This window comes from Kitasatospora azatica KCTC 9699 (assembly GCF_000744785.1).
GTDB classification, from domain to species: domain Bacteria; phylum Actinomycetota; class Actinomycetes; order Streptomycetales; family Streptomycetaceae; genus Kitasatospora; species Kitasatospora azatica.
Genome location: NZ_JQMO01000002.1, coordinates 2,042,148 through 2,061,666, shown reverse-complemented (window position 1 = coordinate 2,061,666; position 19,519 = coordinate 2,042,148). Strand labels below are relative to the sequence as shown.

Below are 19,519 nucleotides of genomic sequence, written 5' to 3'. Positions count from 1 at the left end.
TCGTCAACGGCAGGGGAGCAGGGTGGGCGCGGAGCGGCAGAGCGGCGGGCAGGGGTACCAACTTCCGGCGGTGGCCTGGTCCTTCGACGAGACTGAGGAAACCGAGGAAACGGACGAGGCGGCAGGCTCCGGGGAGTCCGCAGCGGCCTCGGCGACGGTGCCGGAGCCGCGTCCCGGCCTCGGTGCCGTTCCCGAGGTCGCGGCGGCCGCACCCGAGCCAGCAGGCACACCCGAGCCCGCGGCCGCACCCGAGCCCGCGGCCGCACCCGAGCCCGCAGGCGCGGCCGCCGCGCTGCCCGCCGCTGCGGAGACCGAACTTGACGAGGCGTCGGAACCGGCTCCCGCGCAGGACGAGAAGGCGGCCAAGCCCGGCCGGATCTCCAAGCCGATGCTCGCCGCCGCCGTGACCGCAGGGCTGGTGCTGGTCGGGTTGCCGTTGTTGCTCACCCGGCTCGGCGGATCGGCGCCGCAGCACACCGCCCAGGGCGGCGGCCCGGTCGGCTTCAGCCAGCAGGGCGGCAACTCGGGCGGCAACGGCTATGTGCCGGGCTTCGACTCGCACGGTGACACCGGAGGGCCGGCGGTCACCGGGACGCCCGCGCCGGCCGGGGCAGTGCCGGCGGCGGACGCCAGCTCGGCCTTGCCCTCGGCGAGCCCGACCGACCCGGGTGCCCCCGCCGGCCATCCCGGTGGCTCGGGCGGCTCGGGGGGCTCCGGTCACCCAGGTGGTTCGGGCGGATCCGGTGGTGGCAGCGGCACGGGCGGCGGCGGCAGCAGCGGCTCCGGCGGCGGTGGCGTCGTCGTGGCCCCGCCCGCCGGCGGTGGCCAGCCCGCCCCCGGGCCCACCACCCCCGCCGCCCCCGCGACCCAGCCCGCCCCGCCGGTGTCGAACCCCACCCCGCAGCCCGTCGCGCACACCGTGGTGGCCGGCCCGTACTGCGGCCAACAGGGCGCGAGTTTCCACCAGCACGGCTGGTTCTCCGGTTCCGGTGCCGACGGCTGGAAGAGCAACTCCGGTGGCTGGACCGGCGACCAGTGCAACGGGACGTACAACTCGGTGCCGATGTCCGGCGACGCCAACAAGGACGACGGCAACTCGGTCGTCTGGACCTTCACCGGCCTGCAGTCCGCCAGCGGCAGTTGCGACCTCGCCGTCTACATCCCGTCCGACGGCGATGTGAAGCTGGTCGGCGGCAACCCGACCTACTACACCGTGCAGAGCGGATCGCAGCCCGGCAGCGGCACCATCGGCTCGTTCTCGATCAAGCAGACCGCCAACCGCGGAAGTTGGGTGTCGGCCGGCAGCTTCCGGCTGACGAACGGTCAGCTCTCGGTGATGCTGCACACCCGCGGCCTGGACTGGTCGGGCAGCACCAAGACCTACGCCCACCACGCGGCCGACGCGGTCCGCGCCACCTGCAGCTACTGACCCGTTGCCGCCACTGCCCCCGGAAGGGAATGAACCATGTCGCGCCCGGTGCTGACGGTCTGCGCGGAGCAGCGGGAGGCGGGCTGCTACCGCACGATCGGCGAGGCCCTGCAGGCGGCCCGCAGCGGCGCCGTGATCTCGGTGCGGCCCGGCCGCTACGAGGAGAACCTGGTGATCACCAAGATGGTCACCATCACCGCCGAGGACGTCCGGGGCAGCGTGCGGATCAGCCCGCGCACCGGTGCGGTGGTCCAAGTCGTGGCCGAAGCCGTCCAGTTGACCGGACTGGTGCTGCACGGCCAGGATGATGAGCTGCCCGCCGTCGACGTGCCGCGCGGCCAGGCGGCGCTGCAGGACTGCGAGGTGGTCGGCAACTCCTGGACGGCCGTCCTCACCCGCCAGCAGGGCTCGGTGGCGATGCGCGGCTGCCGGGTGGTCAACGCGGCCGGCGCCGGCCTGGTGGAGACCTCCACCGGCACCAGCGTGATCGAGGACTGCGTGATCGAACACCTCGGCACCTCCGCCGTGGTGATCGGCGAGCGGGCCAACCCGGTGGTCCGGCGCTGCGTGCTGCGGGACGCGCGGGGCAACGGCATCTGCGCCAACGGCCAGGCGCAGGGCGTGATCGAGGACTGCGAGATCTCCGCCACCGACAAACCGGCCGTCGCGCTGGAGGAGCAGAGCACCACCCGGCTGCTGCGCACCGAGATCCGCGACTGCGCACTCGGCGTCTTCATCAGCTCCTCGGCCCGGGTGGTCCTGGAGGACTGCGTGGTCACCGGCGTGCGCGGCCACGCGATCGCACTGGCCGGCGGCACCGACCCGCTGCTGCGCCGCTGCCGCACGGTCCGCGGCCAGGGCCACGGCCTGCACATCGGCGACCGCTCCCGGGGCACCTTCGAGGACTGCGAGGTCACCGCGCCCGCGATGGCCGGCATCTGGGTCGGCGAGTCCGCGAGCCCCACCCTGGTCCGGGCCGTGGTGCGGGACAGCGCGACCGTCGGCGTCGAACTGGTGGGGGAGAGTGCCGCCGAGTTCGACCGCCTGGAGGTGCGCGACCCGGCCGGCGCCGGAGTGAGCCTGCGGGACGGGGCCAACCCGTTGCTGCGCCGGGTGACGGTGAGCGGCGCCACCGGGGTCGGCGTGGAGGTGCTGCGCGGCGGGCGCGGCCGGCTGGAGGACGCCACCGTGGTCGACTCCGGCCAGGTGGGCCTGCGGATCGCCGACGGCGCCAACACCTACGTCGGTGGCACCACCGTGCGCGGCTCGGGCGGCTGCGGGGTCTCGATCGGCGACGGCGGCATCGCCACCCTGCGCGACTGCGAGGTGGCCGACAGCGCGATGGACGGGGTCAGCGTCGAGCGTGACGGCGAGCTGACCGCGACCCGCTCCCGGCTGCGTGCCAACCGGCGCCACGGACTGCACCTCCTGCCCGGCTCCCGAGCCAATCTGACGGACTGTCAGCTAGTCGAGAACGTGGTGGACGGCATCCGGCTGGAGACCACCGAGCCGGTGCGGCTGACCGACTGCCTGGTCGCCGAGAACCAGGGCTCCGGCCTGCGCCAGACGGAGGCGAGCGAGCGGCTCTCGGTGGAGAACCTGGACAGTCGCGGCAACCGCGGCCCGGACGCGCACGGCACCGCGACCGCCGCCCCGGCCACCGCCGACTCCCGGCAGCCGGCCGAACCGCCGCCGACCGCCGAGGTCAAGGGGCCGCAGGCCGTGCTGCAGGCGCTGGTCGGCCTGGAGGCGGTGAAGGAACAGGTGGCCACCCTGGTCAACCTCAACAAGCTGGCCAAGCGCCGCGAGCAGGCCGGCATGCCGGCCCTCCCGATGAGCCGCCATCTGGTCTTCGCCGGCCCGCCCGGCACCGGCAAGACCACGGTGGCCCGCCTCTACGGCGCCATCCTGGCCGAGTTGGGCGTGCTGCGCAGCGGCCACCTGACCGAGGTGGCCCGGGCCGACCTGGTCGCCTCCATCATCGGCGGGACCGCCCTGAAGACCACCGAGGTGGTCAAGCAGGCACTCGGCGGGGTGCTCTTCATCGACGAGGCCTACACCCTGTCGGCCGGCTCCGGCGGCACCGGCACCGGTCCCGACTTCGGTCGGGAGGCGATCGACACCCTGGTCAAACTGATGGAGGACCACCGCGAGGACCTGGTGGTGATCGTGGCCGGATACTCCGGCGAGATCCGCGAGTTCCTCAACTCCAATCCCGGCCTCGCCTCGCGGTTCAGCCGCACCGTCGAGTTCGAGAACTACTCGGTGCCGGAGCTGACCACCATCGTGGAGCTGGCCGCCGCCGGCCACGGCTACCAACTCGCCGACGGCACCCGGGAAGCCCTGGCCTTCCACTTCGAACGGATGCCCAAGGGAGCCGACTTCGGCAACGGCCGGGCCGCGCGCAAGGTCTTCGAGGAGATGGTCGACCGCCAGGCCTCCCGGCTGGCCCAGTTGGACTCCTTCGGCAACGAGGACCTGGCGCTGCTGGTGCCGCAGGACGTCAGCGAGCAGGCGGCCGCCGGCGTCACCGCCGAGCCCGACGGGGTCGGCCTGCTCGAGCAGCTGCGCACGATGATCGGTCTGCGGGCGGCGAAGCAGCAGGTGGAGGACCTGGTCAGCCTGACCCGGCAGACCCGCCGCCGGGCCGAGGCCGGACTGCCGACCGCCCGGATCAGCCACCACCTGGTGTTCGCCGGCCCGCCCGGCACCGGCAAGACCACGGTGGCCCGGCTCTACGGCGAACTGCTCGCCGAACTGGATGTGTTGCCGGTCGGCCAGCTGGTCGAGACGGCCCGCGCCGACCTGGTCGGCCGGTACGTCGGTCACACCGCACAGCTCACCCGGGACGCCTTCGAACGGGCCCGCGGCGGCGTGCTCTTCATCGACGAGGCCTACACCCTGACGCCACGCGGCGGTGGCGCCGGCAACGACTTCGGCCAGGAGGCGGTGGACACCCTGATGAAGCTGATGGAGGACCACCGCGACGAGGTGGTGGTGATCGTGGCCGGCTACGAGGAGGAGATGCGCGGCTTCCTGGCCTCCAACCCCGGCCTGGCCTCGCGGTTCTCCCGTCAGGTGAGCTTCGAGCACTACTCGGACGAGGAGTTGACGGCCATCGTGCGGGCCCAGGCCGAGGCGGCGGGCTACGAGTGCCCACCGCAGACGGCGGCCGCGCTGACCGCGCTGTTCCACTCCGTCCCGCGCGACCGCTCCTTCGGCAACGGTCGGTTCGCCCGGCAGACCCTGGAGACGATGATCACCCGCCAGGCCGGCCGGCTCAGTCGACTGGACATCGCCGACCTGGCCGAGCTGAGCATGCTGCTGCCCCAGGACCTGCCGGCCTCCCCGGCCTCCCCGGCCTCGCGGATCGGCACGCCGGCGTGAGGCGGCGGCTCGCGGTGGTGCCGCTGATCGGCCTGCTCCTCATCCCGGCCGTCCCCGCACGGGCGGACGACGAGACGCTGCCGGGCATCGCGCAGACCGCCAAGGCGTGCGCCTCGGCCTCCGCCAAGAACGTGCAGGCGGTCCCGTGGCCGCAGACCTTCCTGCACCCCGAGGAGGCCTGGCCGCTCGCCCAGGGGGACGGAGTCACGGTCGCCGTCCTGGGCTCGGGCGTGACCGACGCGGCCGGCATCCTCGGCGGCCGGCTCGCCGGCTCCTCCCCGCACGACTGCGTGGGACACGGGACCTTCCTGGCCGGGCTGATCGCGGCCGCCCACCGGGACGGGACCGGCTTCGCCGGGATCGCGCCGCGCGCGCGGATCCTGGCGGTGGGCGTCACCGACGACACCGGCGCGAGCAGCGCCGACCAGCTGGCGACGGGGATCCGGACGGCGGCCGACGCCGGGGCACGGGTGATCTGCGTGGGCGTCACGGTGCCGACCGGCTCCGACGCGCTGCTGACCGCGGTCCGCTACGCGGTGGGCAAGGGCTCCCTGGTGGTGGCCCCCGCCGCCGCCGACTCCACCGCCGGCTCCGCCGCCCAGCCACCGGCGGCCGTCTACCCAGCCGGCTACGCCGAGGTGCTCGCCGTCCGCGACCTCGGCCCGGGCGGTGTCATCCCGCCGAACAGCGCGGTCCCCGGCCGGGTCGACCTCGCCGCCCCGGGGGACGCCGTGATGGGCCCTGGCCCGTCCGGCGCAGGCTACTTCACGGGCTCCGGGCCCAGCTTCGCCACCGCCCTGGTGGCCGGCGCGGCCGCCCTGACCCTCAGCTACCAGCCGGATCTGACGGTCAGTCAGCTCATCCGGCGACTCAAGGGCACCGCCTACCCGACCCCCGTCCCCACCCTCGACCTGGTGGCCGCCGTCACCGCCACCCTCCCCGAGGCCACCCCGGTGTCCCCGCTCCCGGCCCGCCTCACCATGCCCCCCGCCGCCCCCGCCTCGCCGGCTCCCCGCCAGGCCGCGGTCATCGCCGGGGGAGCCCTCGCGCTGGTCGCCCTGGTGGCCGTCGCCGCCGCCGTGCTTCCCCGGGGCCGCCGGCGCGGCTGGCGACCCCGGGCCTGATCACCCGTCACCCGAGCGCGGGGTGCCGTCCCGCCATGCCGTCCCCGACCAGCGCCGCCAGCTCCAGCTGGGCGCTGCGGGTCCGTGCCCGCAGGCGGTCCACCTCCACCTCGCCACCCGCCGCCAGGTGGCCGTCGGTCGGGATCACCACGACGCCCCGGCAGCGGGTGTCGAAGTGCGTGGCCAGCCGCTCCGCGGGGAGGGCCCGGCCGCCCTGCGGGGTGGGCGAGACGACCATCACGCTTCCCGCCACCAGCGCCGCGTGCCCCTCGGAGGCGAGCCAGGCCATCAGGCCCTCCGCCCCCGCCGCACCGCGCACCGAGGCGTTGGTGCAGATCACCAGCTGGTCGGCCGAGGCGAGTGCCGCACGCGCCGCCGCGTCCGAGGTGCCGGTGTCGCTGAGCACCACCGGGTACTGGCTGCTCACCGCGTCCAGCGCGCGCCGGTACCCGTCCTCGCCCACCGGTGAGCCGGCCAGGACCTCCAGGCCGCTGCCGCCGCGCGAGGTGAAGCGGCGCAGGTCCTGGTAGGAGGCGGCGGGGAGGCCGGCCACCAGTTCGCCGAGTCCCAGCTCGGTCTCCCGCCCGGCTCGCGCACCCAGGGCCCCGTCCGCCAGGTCCAGCGCGATCACCCGGTCCGGACGGTGGGTCGCGAGCAGGGTGCCGAGGGCCAGGGTGGTGACGGTCCGGCCGGTGCCGGCCGCATGGCCGAGTACCGCGATCCGGTGCGCGGTCTGCAGCGGCGTGCGGATCCGCTCCACCAGGCGGGCCTGTTCCTGCTGGGCGCCGCCGAACGAGAACCGCCGTCCTCGGGCGGGACGTTGGCGCACCAGGCGTTCGGCAGTGAGCTCCAACGCGGCGGACCGGCCGAGCGCGGGGTCGGGCCGGGGGACGGGGCGCTCGGGCGCATTGTCGTGGACGGGCGCGGCGTTGGGGATCGGCACGGCGTTGGGGATCGGAGCGGCGTTGGGGACGGCGGTGATCACCGTCAGCTCGGTGGTCGGACGCGGCGTCAGCACCGCGCGCGCCGCCGGCGGGATCAGCACCGTGCCCAACGGGTCCAGTGGCATCCGCATCGCCAGCGGGAGCGGCTCGGGCCAGACCTCGGGCGCGTAGTCCGGCGCCGGGCCGGGCCAACCACCCGACCGTAGCTCTGCCGAACCCACCCGCTGGACCACCGCAACGACACCGTCGGTCACGACCACCACTCCTCCCGCCCGAGCTCTCTCAACCGGTGAACGGCCCAAGTCACAGCGCCCGTTCACCGCCCCGGCCCAAGCGGTGAAATTCGAGGTGAACCCGGCCGGGACCGGGTACCGTCCCTTGTGGATGGCACCCTCGCCAAGGTCGGGGGACAGGGGAGAGGGTTTGGATGTCCCAGGACGGGGCGGCGCCCAGAGCGCGGCAGCTCATCGCGGGCTGGTTGGCCGAGCCGCCGGCCGAGCTGGCGGGTGAGCCGGGGCTCAGGGTGCCCGAGGCCCCCGCGCCCGAGGTGATCGCCGCGGCCCGGCGGATCGCCGTGGGCCCGGGCAAGGGCGATCAACTCTGCCCCACCGCGCATCCCGACCTGCTTCGGCTCGCGGCGGCGCTGGTGGTGGACGAGCATCCGTCGGCGGCGAGTTGGCGGCGCCGGGAACGGGAGGAGCTGACGGCCTGGGTCGCGGTGCTGATCGAGCGGCGCGGCGAGGACGGGATCCAGGCACTGCTGTACGCGCTGAACGAGCGCTCAGCCGCAACGGACTGAGCGGCGACCCGTCCGTCGGTGACACCGTCACCGCCGGCGGCCGCCGCACCGTCGACCAATCCCGCGTTGGCGCGGGCATTGGTCCTCTCTTGGCGCAATCTTGGCGGCCCACGGCAGCGTGGGACCTGCGCGAGGTCGGGTGCTCCCCTCTCGGCCTCGCGTCCGGCTGCCCACACGGCCGGCATCGAGCAGGCCCCAGCCGGACCGAAGAGGTAGTGCGTGACCATGCAACCCGTTGCCCGCCAGCCCCTGGACGCCCCCCGGCCCCCGGCCCGGCAGCCCGAGGAGTCCCGCCAGACGCTCGACCAGGAGACCCTGGCCGAGCTGTACCGCCTGCACGGCGGTTACCTGCTGCGCGCGCTGCTACGGGTGACCAACGGTGACCGCGGCAAGGCCGAGGACATCCTGCAGGAGACCCTGCTGCGGGCCTGGCAGCACCCGGAGGCGGTTTCGCGCGGGGCCGAGCAGAGCCGGCCCTGGCTCTTCACGGTGGCCCGGCGGATCGCCATCGACCACTTCCGGATGGCGGCGGCCCGGGCCCAGGAGGTCTCCGGCGAGATGCTGGAGGACCGGCCGCTGGCCGAGGACCCGTACGAGGCGGTGCTGGCCGGGCGCGACATCGCGGTGGTCCTAGAGGGTCTGCAACCGCACCACCGGGAGGTGCTGGTCGAGTTGCACCTGAAGGACCGGTCGGTGCTGGAGGCTGCCGAGCGGCTCGGCGTCCCGCCCGGCACGGTCAAGTCCCGCAACTTCTACGCGATCCGGGCGCTGCGCCCGATCTTGGCCGAACACGAGGAGTACGCGCCCCGCCCGGAGCGCGCCGCCTGAGACCGACCGGCACTCGGCGGGTCGGTCCGAGACCGACCGCCGGTCGGGCCGGTCGCTCAGTCCCCGATCAGCTGCTCCACCTTGGCCAGCAGGTCGGTCACCGCAGCGGCCAGGTGCCCGTGCAGCTGGTAGAGGCCGACGGCCGAGCGCAGGTGTTCGGCGGCCTCCTGCTCGCGGCCCAGACGCAGCAGGTAGTCGGCGTAGGCCTGCTCGGCGATCGCGTGCAGGTGCAGGAAACCCGCGTCCTGGCAGATCGCCAGCAGCTGTGACCAGACCAGCTCCGAGGCGTCGAACTCGCCCAACTGCTGCAGCGCCTGGGCCTCGGACAGCATGGCCCAGACGTGGATCGTCGCCGCCGGGTGACCGGTCAGCAGCCGACGGGCCTCGCGGGCGTAGCGCAGTCCGGTGGCGGTCTCGCCGGCCAGTACCGCGATCGCGGCCGCATAGGCCAGCGCCGCGCCGATGTGCTCGGGGCCTGCGCTCTGCCGTGCCAACACCAGTGCACGCTGCGCCAGTTGGTCGGCCTCGACTGGATCGCCGAGCACCGCGGTGGCGAGTGCGAGGGTGAACAGGGTGCGGGCGTGCACCACGCCGTCCGCCGAGCCGGTACGGTCCACCGATCGGCGGGCCAACTCGGCTGCCTCGGGGAGGCGTTCGACACCGATCAGGGCGTTGGCCAGGGTGCTCTCGATGTCGGCGACGGCCTTCGGTGGGCCGGTCTGCCGGGCGGCGGTCAGCCCGGCCCGCAGGCAGGCCAGCCAGTCGATCAGCCGGCTCGCGCCGTAGTACAGCCCGCTGGCCAACCTGGCCAGTCGCCAGGCGCGTTCGGGGTCCTGCTCGGCCGCCGAGGTGACCAGGGCGCGGATCGTCGGCTCCTCGGAGCCGAACCAGGTCAGCGCGGCGCGGGCGTCGGCCGGTTGCGGCAGTGCGCGGGGCGGGTGGGCCCGCTCACCGTGCGGGTCCTGGCCCGGGTCCACGTGCTCGCCGCAGTGCCGGACCGCCTCCAGGTAGTAGTCGAGCAGCCGCTCGGTGGCCTGGCGGTGGACCTCGGCGGGCTGGGCGGCGAGCAGTTCCATGCCGAAGAGCCGGATCAGGTCGTGGCGGCTGTACCGGCCGGGCGTGCTCTCGGTCAGCAGGTGGTAGGCGGCCAGCTCGCCGAGGGCGGCGCGGGCCGTCACCAGGTCGCAGCCGAGCAGCGCCGCGCCCGCATAGGAGTCCACCTCGCGACCCGGGTGCGCCGCCAGCAGGGTGATCAACCGTCCGGCATCGCCCGACAGGTGACGGTAGGTCAGCACCAGGGCGGCTCGTACGCTGACCGCGCCGTGGGTGTCCAGGGTGAGCAACCTGGTCCGTTCGTCGGAGAGTTCGGTCACCAGGTCGGCAATGGTCCAGCCGGGCCGGGCGGCCAGCCGGGAGGCCGCGATCCGCAGGGCCAGCGGCAGCTGGTCGCAGAAGGCGATCAACTGCCGTGCCGCCGACTGCTCGGCCCGCACCCGCTCAGGGGTCAGTGCGCGTTCCAGCAGCTGCAGCGCGTCGTCGCCGGGCAGTGCCGCCAACCGCAGCAGCGCGGCGCCCTCGGTCACCACCAGGTCTTCCAAGGTATTGCGGCTGGTGACCACGGTGGCGCTGCCGGGCCCGCTGAGCAGCAGGTCGGCCACCTGGTCGGCGCTGTGGGCGTTGTCCAGCAGCACCAGCAGGCGCAGCCGGTCGGTCCTGGCCCGGTAGAGCGCCGCGCGGCTCGGCCCGTCCTCGGGGATCGCGGTCTCGGGCACGCCGAGCGCGAGCAGGAAGTCGCCCAGCACCTCGACCTGGTCGACCGGTCCGGCCGGGTCGAAGCCGCGCAGGTCCACGAAGAGTTGGCCGTCCGGGAAGGCCGCGGCAGCGGCGTGCGCCCAGCGGACCACGGTGGCGCTCTTGCCGGCCCCGGCCGCGCCGACCACCAGGGCGAGACCGTCGCCGACCCGCCCGGGCCCGCACTCGCGGTCCAACCAGCGGGACTCCTCGCCCCGGCCGACGAAGCCGGCGGGCTGGCGGGGGAGCTGACGGGGGACCGGCCCGTCCGGCCGCTCGACCGTCGGGCCGAGCGGAGGAACCTCGGCGAGCCTGCCCGGTATCGCAGAGCCCGGTATCGCAGAGCCCGACAGTGCAGGACCCGGCAGTGCGGGGCTCGGCAGGGGAGCCGTGGGCTCCGCGCACGGCTCCAGCACCTCCGCCAGCGCCGCCTGCAGCCGCGCACCCGGCACCACGCCCAGCTCCGCGTCCAGCCGCTCCCGCGCCTGGTGATAGACCGTCAGCGCGTCCGAGACCCGCCCCGCCTGGTGCAGGCAGCGGATCAGCAGCGCTACCACCGACTCGCGCAGCCCGTCCGCCCGCACGCTCTGCTCCAGCGCCGGGATCGCCACCGCGCCGCTGCCCAGCCGCAGTCGGCGTTCGGCCCAGTCGGTCAGCACGGTGGTCCGCTGCGCCGTCAACTGGTCGACCAGCGCGCGGCGCAGCTCGGTGTCCGGTAGGTCGGCCAGTGCCGCGCCGCGCCACAGGCCCAGCGCCTGCTCCAGCAGCAGGACGGCCTGCGCGTCGTCCTCGGCGCCTGCGGCCCGGGCGGCCAGCAGCTCGAAGCGGTGCACGTCGATCGAGTCCGCCCCGCCCGCCAGCAGGTAGCCGGGGGACCGGGTGAGCAGCAGGAACGGAGTGCCGGTCAGCACCTTGCGCAGCGCCGCGACATGCCCCTGCAGTGCGGCTCTGGCCCGGGACGGCGGCTGCTCGCCCCAGAGCAGCTCGAAGAACCGCTCCACCGGCACCACCCGCTCCGCGCGCAGCGCCAGCAAGGCGAGCACGGCGCGGCGTTGGGCACCCGCGAGCTCGGCGGGCTCGTCGCCGGCGGCCCGCAGCTCTACTGGTCCGAGCAGTCGGATCCCCATGCGCTCCCCCCTGTTTCTGCCATGCTCCCCGTTTCCCCCGTGGTCCCCGTCCCCGAAGCCCTCCGGGCCGCTCCGGGCCGCTCCGCTCAGCAGTGTAACCAGCTCTGGCGTGGTCACCTCAGCCTCGCCCGGGCCCGGCCGACCGGCCCCGACCTGCGCGGACGTGCCGGCGGGAGCCCTCAGCCCGGCCACCTTGGCGGCCGGCCCGCACCTTCGCTGACGCGACCACCGTCACACCCGGTTCCCGAACCCCGCACGGCCGCGGATCCGTACCCGCACCCCGTCTCGGCCACCCCCAGTGGTCGGAGTACTGCTCGATCCGCCGTACCATCGGGGTCCGATCGATCCGGGGAGGGCGGATGAGGATCAGGCTGCTCGGCCCGGTCATGGTGCAGAGCCACACCGGCGACCCGGTCACCCCGACCGCACCCAAGCGCCGCGCGCTGCTCAGCTCGCTCGCCCTGGAACTCGGGCAGGTGGTGCCCACCGTCCGATTGCTCGAACTGGTCTGGGAGGGCAACCCGCCGCCCACCGCCCGGGCCGCACTGCAGGGCCACATCGCCGAGCTGCGCCGCCTGCTGGACGACCGCCTCACCCTCACCACCCGCGGGGCCGGCTACCTGCTGACCGGCGACCCCGAACAGGTGGACGCGCTGCACTTCGAGCGCCTCTGCGCCGAGGCCGAGGAGTTCGGCGAGCCCGGCGCCGCCGTTCCGCTGCTCCGGCAGGCGCTGGCACTGTGGCGCGGTCCGGCGCTGGCCGACTGCGGCTCCACCCTGCTGCGCGAGACGGTCGCCCCGCGGCTGACCGAGCTGCGCCTGCTCGCCCTGCAGCGCCTCGCCGAGCAGCTGTGCCGACTCGGCCGGGGCGCTGAGCTGGCCGACGACACGGGTGAACTCGCCCGGGCCGTCGCCGCCGACCCCACCCGTGAGCAGCTGGCCGCCCAGCTGATCCGCTGTCTGGAGCAGGCGGGCCGCCAGGCCGACGCGCTGGCCGTCCACCAGCGGGCCGTCCACCACCGGACCGTGCACCAGCAGACCGTGCAGCGGCTGGCCACCGAACGGGGCGCCGGCCCGAGCCCCGTCCTGCGCGCCGCCCACCCGAGCCTGACGCCCGGCCCGGCTCTCGGTCTGACGCCCCGCCCGGACCTCGGCCCCACCATCGCCCAACTCCCGCGCCGCAACCGTCGCTTCACCGGGCGAGCCGCAGAACTCGCCCGGCTGGACGCGGCCGTGGCCCCGTACCTCGCGCCCGGCTCCGCCGCCACGTCTGCCACCCCCGTCGACCGCTGCCCGATCCTGGTCACCGGCCCGGCCGGCGTCGGCAAGACCAGCCTGGTCCTGCACTGGTCCCACCAGATCGCCCCGCGCTTCCCCGGCGGCCAGCTCTACGCCGATTTGCGCGGCTTCGACGAGACCGAACCCCGCGACCCCGCCGAGGTGTTGGCCGGATTCCTGACCGCCCTCGGGGTCGCCGCCGCCGACCTCCCGCACACCCTGGACGCCCGATCCCGCCGCTACCGCGAGCTGCTGACGGATCGTCAACTCCTGCTCGTGCTCGACAATGCCCGCGACTACGAGCAGCTCTCCCCGCTGCTGCCCTCGCCCGACAGCGCCCCCGTGACCCTGATCACCAGCCGCAACCGGCTCGGCGACCTGCTGGTCCAGGACAACGCGGTACCGCTCGCACTCGACGTGCTGACCCCCGACGAAGCCGTCGAACTGCTCGGCCGGGTGCTCGGCCCGCAGCGGATCGCCGCCGAACCCCAGGCCGCCGCCGAGATCGCCGAACGCTGCGACCACCTCCCGCTCGCGCTGCGGCTGGCCGCCGCCCGACTGGCCACCCGGCCCGACTGGGCGCTGCGCGACCTGGCCGGGGAGATCCTGGACGAGCAGTCCCGGCTCGCCGCGCTGGCCACCACCGGCGGCGGCTCGCTGGGCGTCTCGGCCGCCCTCAACCTGACCCGCCGCGCCCTGTCCGAGCCGGCCGCCCGGTTCTTCGGCTACCTCGGCCTGCACCCGGGCGCCGTGATCGACCCGCACGCCGCCGCCGTGCTCGGCGACGTCCCGCCCGCCGAAGCCCGCACCCTGCTCGCCCAGCTCGACGCCGCCCACCTGGTCGAGGAGACCGCCCCCGGCCTGTTCGCCCGACACGACCTGGTCCGCCTCTACAGCGCCCAGCTCGCCGCCGAACTCACCTGCGCCCAGCGCGAGTCGGCGATGGACCGGATGATCGGCCACTACCTGGCGGCGACCGCCGCCGCCTGCGCGGGACTGGGCAGTCGCAGCGTGCTGCCCGCCGACCCGCAGCCGTCCGCCGACCCGCTGCCCCCGCTCGGCACCCCTGGCCAGGCGATCGCCTGGTTCCGCCGCGAGGAGCGCGCCGTGCGCGGTGTGGTGGTCAGCGCCGAGCAGTACGGGCGCCCGGCCCCCGCCTGGCAACTCGCCCACCAGGCCTGCGTCCTGTACTACAACGAGAACCGCAGCCGTCGCGAGTGGCGGCAGACCGCCGAGGCCGGCCTACGGGCCGCCCGCGCCTGCGAGGACCCCACCGCGCTGGTGCGGATGCACGCCGACTTGGCGGTGGTGATGATCGAACAGGCCGACTTCGCGGCCGCCACCGACCACCTCGACCAGGCCATCGCCCTGGCCGACGTGCTCGGCGACCCGGTGCTCGGCCACCACTGCCGCACCCGCCTGGCCAACGGCCTGGTCCGAGCCGGCGAACACGCCCGCGCCATCCCGTTGATGACCCGGATCGTCGAGCACGCCCGCACCCTGGCCGACTCCCGACTGCTCGCCCAGTCCCTGAACAACCTCGCCAACGCCCTGGTCCGAGCCGGCGCCCCGCTCCACGCCCTCGCTCACGCCACCGAGGCCGTCCAACTGCTCAGCGCCCACCCCGACGACCCCAAAATCATCATCGCCACCCAGACCCGCGCCGAAGCCCTGCACGCCCTTGGCCGCCACCACGCCGCCCTCGCCACCGCCCGCCAGGCCCTCACCCTCGGCCAGTCCCAGGGCAACCTCCGCTTCGAGTCCCACTCCCGCCACTTCATCACCGCCGTCCTGCGGGCCCTGGGCCGCGCGACCGTGTGAGGACAGACGGCCGGAAAAGGGCCGCGCCCCGTCCCGAGGCGTGAACCTCGGGACGGGGCGCGGCCGGTGGAGCGCTCCGCGATCAGCTGGCCTTGTTGATGGTCCAGCTCTGCGCGTTGGAGGAGTTGCAGTCGTAGACCTGGAGCTGTGTGCCGTTGGCGGTGTTGCTCTGCGGGATGTCCAGACACTCGTTGTGCGTCTGGCTCACCAGTCGGTTGTTGTTGTTCGGGTCCGGGAAGAACTTCTGCGGCGTGGTGCCGTTGCAGTCCCAGAGGACGACCTTGGTGCCCACGGTCCCGGCCCCGGAGTCGACACACTTGCCGAAGATGTGGATGGTGCCGTCACCGGGGAAGGAGAACTTCTGCGCGTCGCTGCCGTTGCAGTCCCAGATCTGGATGGAGTTGCCGTCGTTCAGCCCACCCTGGCTGTCGTCCATGCACTTGCTGCTGCTCAGACCGCTGCTCACGGACTGCCTCGGCAGGTTGTACAGCGCGGCGACCTGCTGCGAGGTCAGCGCGTAGGGGTAGGTGCGGACATCGGAGACCGAGCCGTTGAGCGCGTTGACGAGGCTGCCGTAGTTGTTGCCGAAGTAGCAGCCACCGATCGTCATGGGACGGGTTTCGCCCCAGCCGACGGCCGGCGTGGCGCCGGCGAAGTAGCCGTTGAGGTAGAAGCTCAGCGCCTTGGTGTCGGCCGAGTACGTTGCGGTGAGGTGCGTCCAGGCGCCGACGAACCCGGTCCAGCCGGGCGCGCCCGCGAACTGCCAGGCGGTGTTGTTGTCGTCCTGGGAGGTGGAGACGGCGGACCAGCTGTGGCTGGAGGACCGGTAGGTGAAGGCGAACGAGGGGACGGTGTTGCCCTGCTGGCAGATCGGGCTCTGGTCGCCGCCGGTTTCACCGTTGAGCTTCACCCAGGCGGAGACGCTGTAGCTTCCGGTGGTGTCCAGGCCGGGAACGGCGGGGCTGCTGCCACCGGGATTGCCGGTGGCGACTCGCACGTTGCTGTAGGCGGAGTTGTAGGTGTTGCTGGTCCAGAGCACCTTGCTGTTGTTGTCGTAGACGACCAGGTTGCGGTCGGTCTGCAGCCGCAGCCGGTTGGTGCCGAAGGTCTGGGTCGACCAGAGCGCGTTGTTGGAGCTGTCGTAGACCACGAAGTTGCCGTCGACCTGCATCTTCGCGTAGGCGCCCGGGTGGTTGTACGTGCCTGAAGCCCACAGCACGGTCGAGGAGTTGAGCGGTGACAGGATCAGGTTGCCGTCGCCCTGCATGGTCAGCGTGGTGGTGGTCGAGACGATCCGCTGGCCCGAGCCGATGACCTGGTCGGTATTGGTCAGGACTGTGGAGGCCGAGTCGTCCTTGTTGACCCACGGGGTGGTGAGGACGCCCCCGTTGTTCAGCGCCACCGATCCCTTCAGCGGGGTGTTCCCGGGGGAGTCGGTGCCGTAGGTGACGCTGCCGGTGCCGCTCAGCGGGTTGATGCCGGCGCGGTCTGCGCCGCCGACTCCGGTGCTCTCCTGGCTGGTCGTGCCGAGCCACTGATCCGGAACCGTGGTGGTGTTGCCGATGCTCCAGTCGCCGGGGCTCCAGTTGTAGCCGGTGGCGACGCCGTTGGTCATGATCGGGCTGCCGTACCAGGTGGTGATCCGGGTGCCGCCGGGGGTGACACCCCACAGGGACGGGGAGCCCTGGCCGGTGAGGTTGCCGTCGGACTGCAGGATCGGGACATCGGACACCTGGACGTTGCCGATGGTGACCGGAGCGCTGATCGCCGTCAGGGTGTCCCAGGTGAGGTTGACCGGGCCACCGGTGGAGTCGGTCCCCGAGGTCAGCGTGTAGCCGGTGATGACGCCGGTGCTGCGGTTGCGGGCCCACAGGCCCGGAGTGCCGGTCTGGGCCCAGTCACCGGGGGTGATCAGGTCCAGGCCCGCCCAGCCGGTGGTCGCGAGCTGGACCGGCTTGCCGAAGGTGCCGTAGGTCGGGGTCGGGTAGAACCAGAGGCCGGTGTTGCCGTCCTTGCCGACCTCCTCGGTGATCAGGCCGGCCTTGTGGTAGTCGACCGGGTTGAGCTTGCTGTTCTTCGGGTCGCCGATCGCGGCGATCTGCACCGTGCTGGACCAGTCGGTCTGGTAGGTGCTGCAGTCCTGGTTGGCGCCGGTGACGCAGTTCGGCTTGGTCAGCGTCGACTTGGCGCCCAGCCGCCCGGGGACGCCACTGGCCGTGGAGTTGTTCGGGTAGTAGTAGAGATTGGCGTCGCTGGGCTTGTGGACGATCACGTCGTCCACGTTGTTGCCGCCGCTCAGGCTGCCCCGGTGGGTGATCTGGTAGTTCGACCAGGGGTCGTTGTCGGGGTTGTTGGCGTCGTAGTGCGGGCTGTCACTCTTCAGCGCGGAGAGCGCGACCGCCGGGCCGCTGGCGGCGGCGTTGCCGGGCACGCTGTAGGTGCGCAGGTTGCCGCCGGCGTCGGTGGTCAGGATGTCGGGGGCACCGTCACCGGTGAGGTCACCGAAGACCGGCGGGGGGCCATTGGGGTTCCACGGCGCGTAGTAGGCGTACTGCAGCACGGGAGAGACGTTGCCCGCGTTGTCCTTGGCCTGGACGTACTCGATGTTGGTGCCCCAGTGCCCCGGCGTGACCGGGACCTGCCCGTTCGGCATGTTGCTCCCGCAGTGGAAGCTGGAGCCGTTGAACTGCGGGTCGGCGGACCACATCAGGCAAGCGATGCCGGAGGAGGCGAGGCCGCCACCGGGGGCGGGGTCGGTCGCACTGATCGGCAGGAAGCCGGGCTGGCCGGCGAAGAGTTGGGTGACCTGCCCGTTGCCGGACGGCGGGAACTGGTGCGCCAGGTCCGTCGCCGCGCTGGTGTTCACCACCGGCGGCGTCTGGTCCACCGCGAAGGTGCAGACCGGACCCCAGCCGGACCAGGAGGCACCGGAGAGCTCGTCGGTGGCCTGCAGGTGGTAGCCGTAGATGTGGCCGTCCTTGATGAAGCCACCCGGCAGCGTGTACGTCGCCCGCGAGCCGTTGGGCGCCCACGGCGACTCGGTGTTGGGGTTGCCCGGAAGGCCGGCGTTGTTGTTGGTGTAGTCCCAGATGTTGAGGTTGCTGCGCAGCTGGTCCTGCGGAGCCGGGCTGGAGACCACGGTGCTGATGCTCACCGCACCCGCCGCGTCGGTGCCGGCGCCCAGCCAACTCCAGTTGTTCCAACCACCGTTGCAGTTCTGGTTGGTCTGGCCGGTGCTCACCATGTAGGGCGCCGGGTTGACCTGCGGGTCGGTGGGCACGTTGGGCACCCGGTCGTACGTCACCGAGAGGCTGGCGTTGTACTCGAAGCGCTTGAACGCGTTCTGGTTGCTCTCGTTGCCGCGCAGGCCGAGGGTCACCATGTTGTTGTTGCTGATGGCGTTGTTGAGCGTCGCGCCCATGTTCCAGTACTGGACGTCGATGTCGTTGTAGCAGCCGCTGCCGCCGGATCCGGCGACATTGGTGGAGTCGAGCTTTCCGCCCTGGGGGTTGGGCTGGTTGCCCCAAACGGTGTTGGGACCGATCGGGCCGTCCTCCCAGTACACGTCGACGGGGTAGGTGTTGGTGCAGCTCCAGTCGGCGGAGGCGTACTCCCAGACGTCCAGCTTGGCGGAGTTGATGATCACGCCGTGCAGGGCACTGGTGTCGAACTGGTAGAAGGCGCGGTAGAGGCCGGACGGGACGCAGCTGTCGCCGGCGGCGTAGGTGCCGCACATACCGACACCGAGGCGCTCGTTGTTCTTGTTGTAGTGGTTCGCGCTCTGGTAGTTCGACTGGACGAAGGTGTTGCCGTTGCTGCTGGTCGACCAGGGGATCCAGGCCGGGTCGACGTAGAAGGGCGCGTCGCCGGTGGCCAGCAGGTTCTGATCAGGCGTCAGATCGATTCCGTCGCTGTGGGTTTCGACCGGCATCTTGGCCACCTTGGCCGCACTGCCCGGGCCGTCGGTGGAACTCGCCGCCTCGGCCTGCGGCTTGCTGCCCTGAGCGGGCGCGGCGGGAGCCGACTGACTCGACTGGGCTGACTGGGCGTCAGCACTGGCGCTTCCGGCAGCAGCCTTGGCCTGCTGGGGCTTGGCGTTGCTGCTGTCCCACATGGTGGGTGCGGGCGCGGTCCAGCGGGGCTTGCCGTCGCTGCCCTGGGCGGTGAGGTTCTGGTCGGCACCCGTCTGGACGGTGACACCGTCGGTGGTGGTGGCGAAGTGCAGCTTCTTCAACGCCGGGTTGGTGGCGGCCGCCTTGGTCTTGAGGACCAGCACGGTACTGACGCTGCCGCTCTTGCCGACGGTGACCTTCAGGTCGGTGTCGGGCAGCACGCCCGGGTAGAGCAGGTTGTCGCCGTTGACCTGCGGGGCGGGCAGGTTGAAGGGCGCGGTGAGGGCGAGCTTCTTGCCGTCGGGGCTGGTCATCGTGGCCAGCGGCCCGTTGCCGCCGGCGGAGAGCACCACGCCGGAGGGAGTCGCGGCGGGCGCGTAGCCGCCGCCGGCCTGCGGCTTGAGGGTGGCGTCCAGGTTCTTCCACTGGCCGCCGGCCTTCAGGCGCTGCTGGTCGGGGTGGCCGGTCTGCTGGTAGTGGCCGGCCGGCGTCGCGTAGGTCTCGGTGAACTCCGTGGTCAGCCGGTCGATCTGGACGTTTTTCCCGGTCGACTTGGCCTGCGCGAACTCCTTGGCGTCGTCGCCGGCCGGACTCGGGTCCTTCGCGTGCGCGGCGTTGATGGCGGCGGCGGTGGCGGCGTCCGGGATGCCGGCGGCGGCACTGGCATGAGTGGCCAGACCGGCCTGCGTGGCCAGGGTCGCGCCCGCGAGCGCGATCACGCTCGCGGCGGCAGCCCAGCGCCGTGCGGCGCCGAGTGACGTGCGCTGTCGGCGCACGGTTGGTGAGTTGGGCACAGGGGTCCCCCACGTGATGGATGTGATGGTCGGCGCACGCATCGTGCACGTGTGCGCCGACACGCTGCGCGCTCAACTGTGCCTTT

The 19,519-nt window shown here is 73.2% G+C and carries 9 protein-coding genes; 6 read left to right on the top strand and 3 right to left on the bottom strand.

Annotated features, from left to right (window positions below; genetic code table 11):
- Positions 1-22: 22 nt before the first annotated feature.
- Genes BR98_RS36175 through BR98_RS09515 form a run of 3 tightly spaced genes read left to right on the top strand, consistent with a single transcriptional unit; the run spans position 23 to position 5,940 of the window.
- Positions 23-1,429, top strand: coding sequence for a hypothetical protein (locus BR98_RS36175; RefSeq protein ID WP_051969507.1), 1,407 nt, complete (start codon positions 23-25; stop codon positions 1,427-1,429).
- A gap of 36 nt (positions 1,430-1,465) precedes the next feature.
- Positions 1,466-4,816, top strand: coding sequence for a right-handed parallel beta-helix repeat-containing protein (locus BR98_RS09520; RefSeq protein WP_035841677.1), 3,351 nt, complete (start codon positions 1,466-1,468; stop codon positions 4,814-4,816).
- On the top strand, positions 4,813-5,940 hold the full coding sequence (locus BR98_RS09515) for a S8 family serine peptidase (protein ID WP_051969506.1): 1,128 nt from the start codon (positions 4,813-4,815) through the stop codon (positions 5,938-5,940). The genes BR98_RS09520 and BR98_RS09515 overlap by 4 nt, the downstream gene beginning before the upstream one ends.
- Positions 5,941-5,947: 7 nt before the next feature.
- On the opposite strand, the gene BR98_RS09510 is transcribed toward BR98_RS09515, so the two are convergent.
- Positions 5,948-7,138 carry a MinD/ParA family ATP-binding protein gene (locus BR98_RS09510; protein WP_157537553.1) on the bottom strand — a complete coding sequence of 397 codons (1,191 nt, stop codon included), beginning with the start codon at positions 7,136-7,138 and terminating at the stop codon, positions 5,948-5,950.
- Positions 7,139-7,311: 173 nt separating this feature from the next.
- Between BR98_RS09510 and BR98_RS09505 the strand changes: the two genes are divergently transcribed.
- Together BR98_RS09505 and BR98_RS09500 are read left to right on the top strand one after the other, a co-directional pair.
- Entirely contained in the window at positions 7,312-7,683 is a 372-nt protein-coding gene (locus BR98_RS09505; protein WP_035841676.1) for a hypothetical protein, read from the top strand.
- Positions 7,684-7,908: 225 nt separating this feature from the next.
- Positions 7,909-8,511, top strand: coding sequence for a sigma-70 family RNA polymerase sigma factor (locus tag BR98_RS09500; protein WP_083976200.1), 603 nt, complete (start codon positions 7,909-7,911; stop codon positions 8,509-8,511).
- 56 nt (positions 8,512-8,567) lie between these two features.
- Here the strand turns inward: BR98_RS09500 and BR98_RS09495 are convergent, their stop codons facing one another.
- Complete coding sequence (locus BR98_RS09495; protein WP_051969504.1) at positions 8,568-11,429, bottom strand: AfsR/SARP family transcriptional regulator; 2,862 nt, start codon at positions 11,427-11,429, stop codon at positions 8,568-8,570.
- Positions 11,430-11,788: 359 nt separating this feature from the next.
- Between BR98_RS09495 and BR98_RS09490 the strand changes: the two genes are divergently transcribed.
- Positions 11,789-14,527, top strand: a complete 2,739-nt coding sequence (locus BR98_RS09490; protein WP_051969503.1) for an AfsR/SARP family transcriptional regulator — start codon at positions 11,789-11,791, stop codon at positions 14,525-14,527.
- An 82-nt stretch (positions 14,528-14,609) separates the two neighbouring features.
- Here BR98_RS09490 and BR98_RS09485 read toward each other — a convergent pair whose 3' ends face one another.
- Complete coding sequence (locus BR98_RS09485) at positions 14,610-19,433, bottom strand: ricin-type beta-trefoil lectin domain protein (RefSeq protein ID WP_157537551.1); 4,824 nt, start codon at positions 19,431-19,433, stop codon at positions 14,610-14,612.
- Between the last annotated feature and the right edge of the window lie 86 nt (positions 19,434-19,519).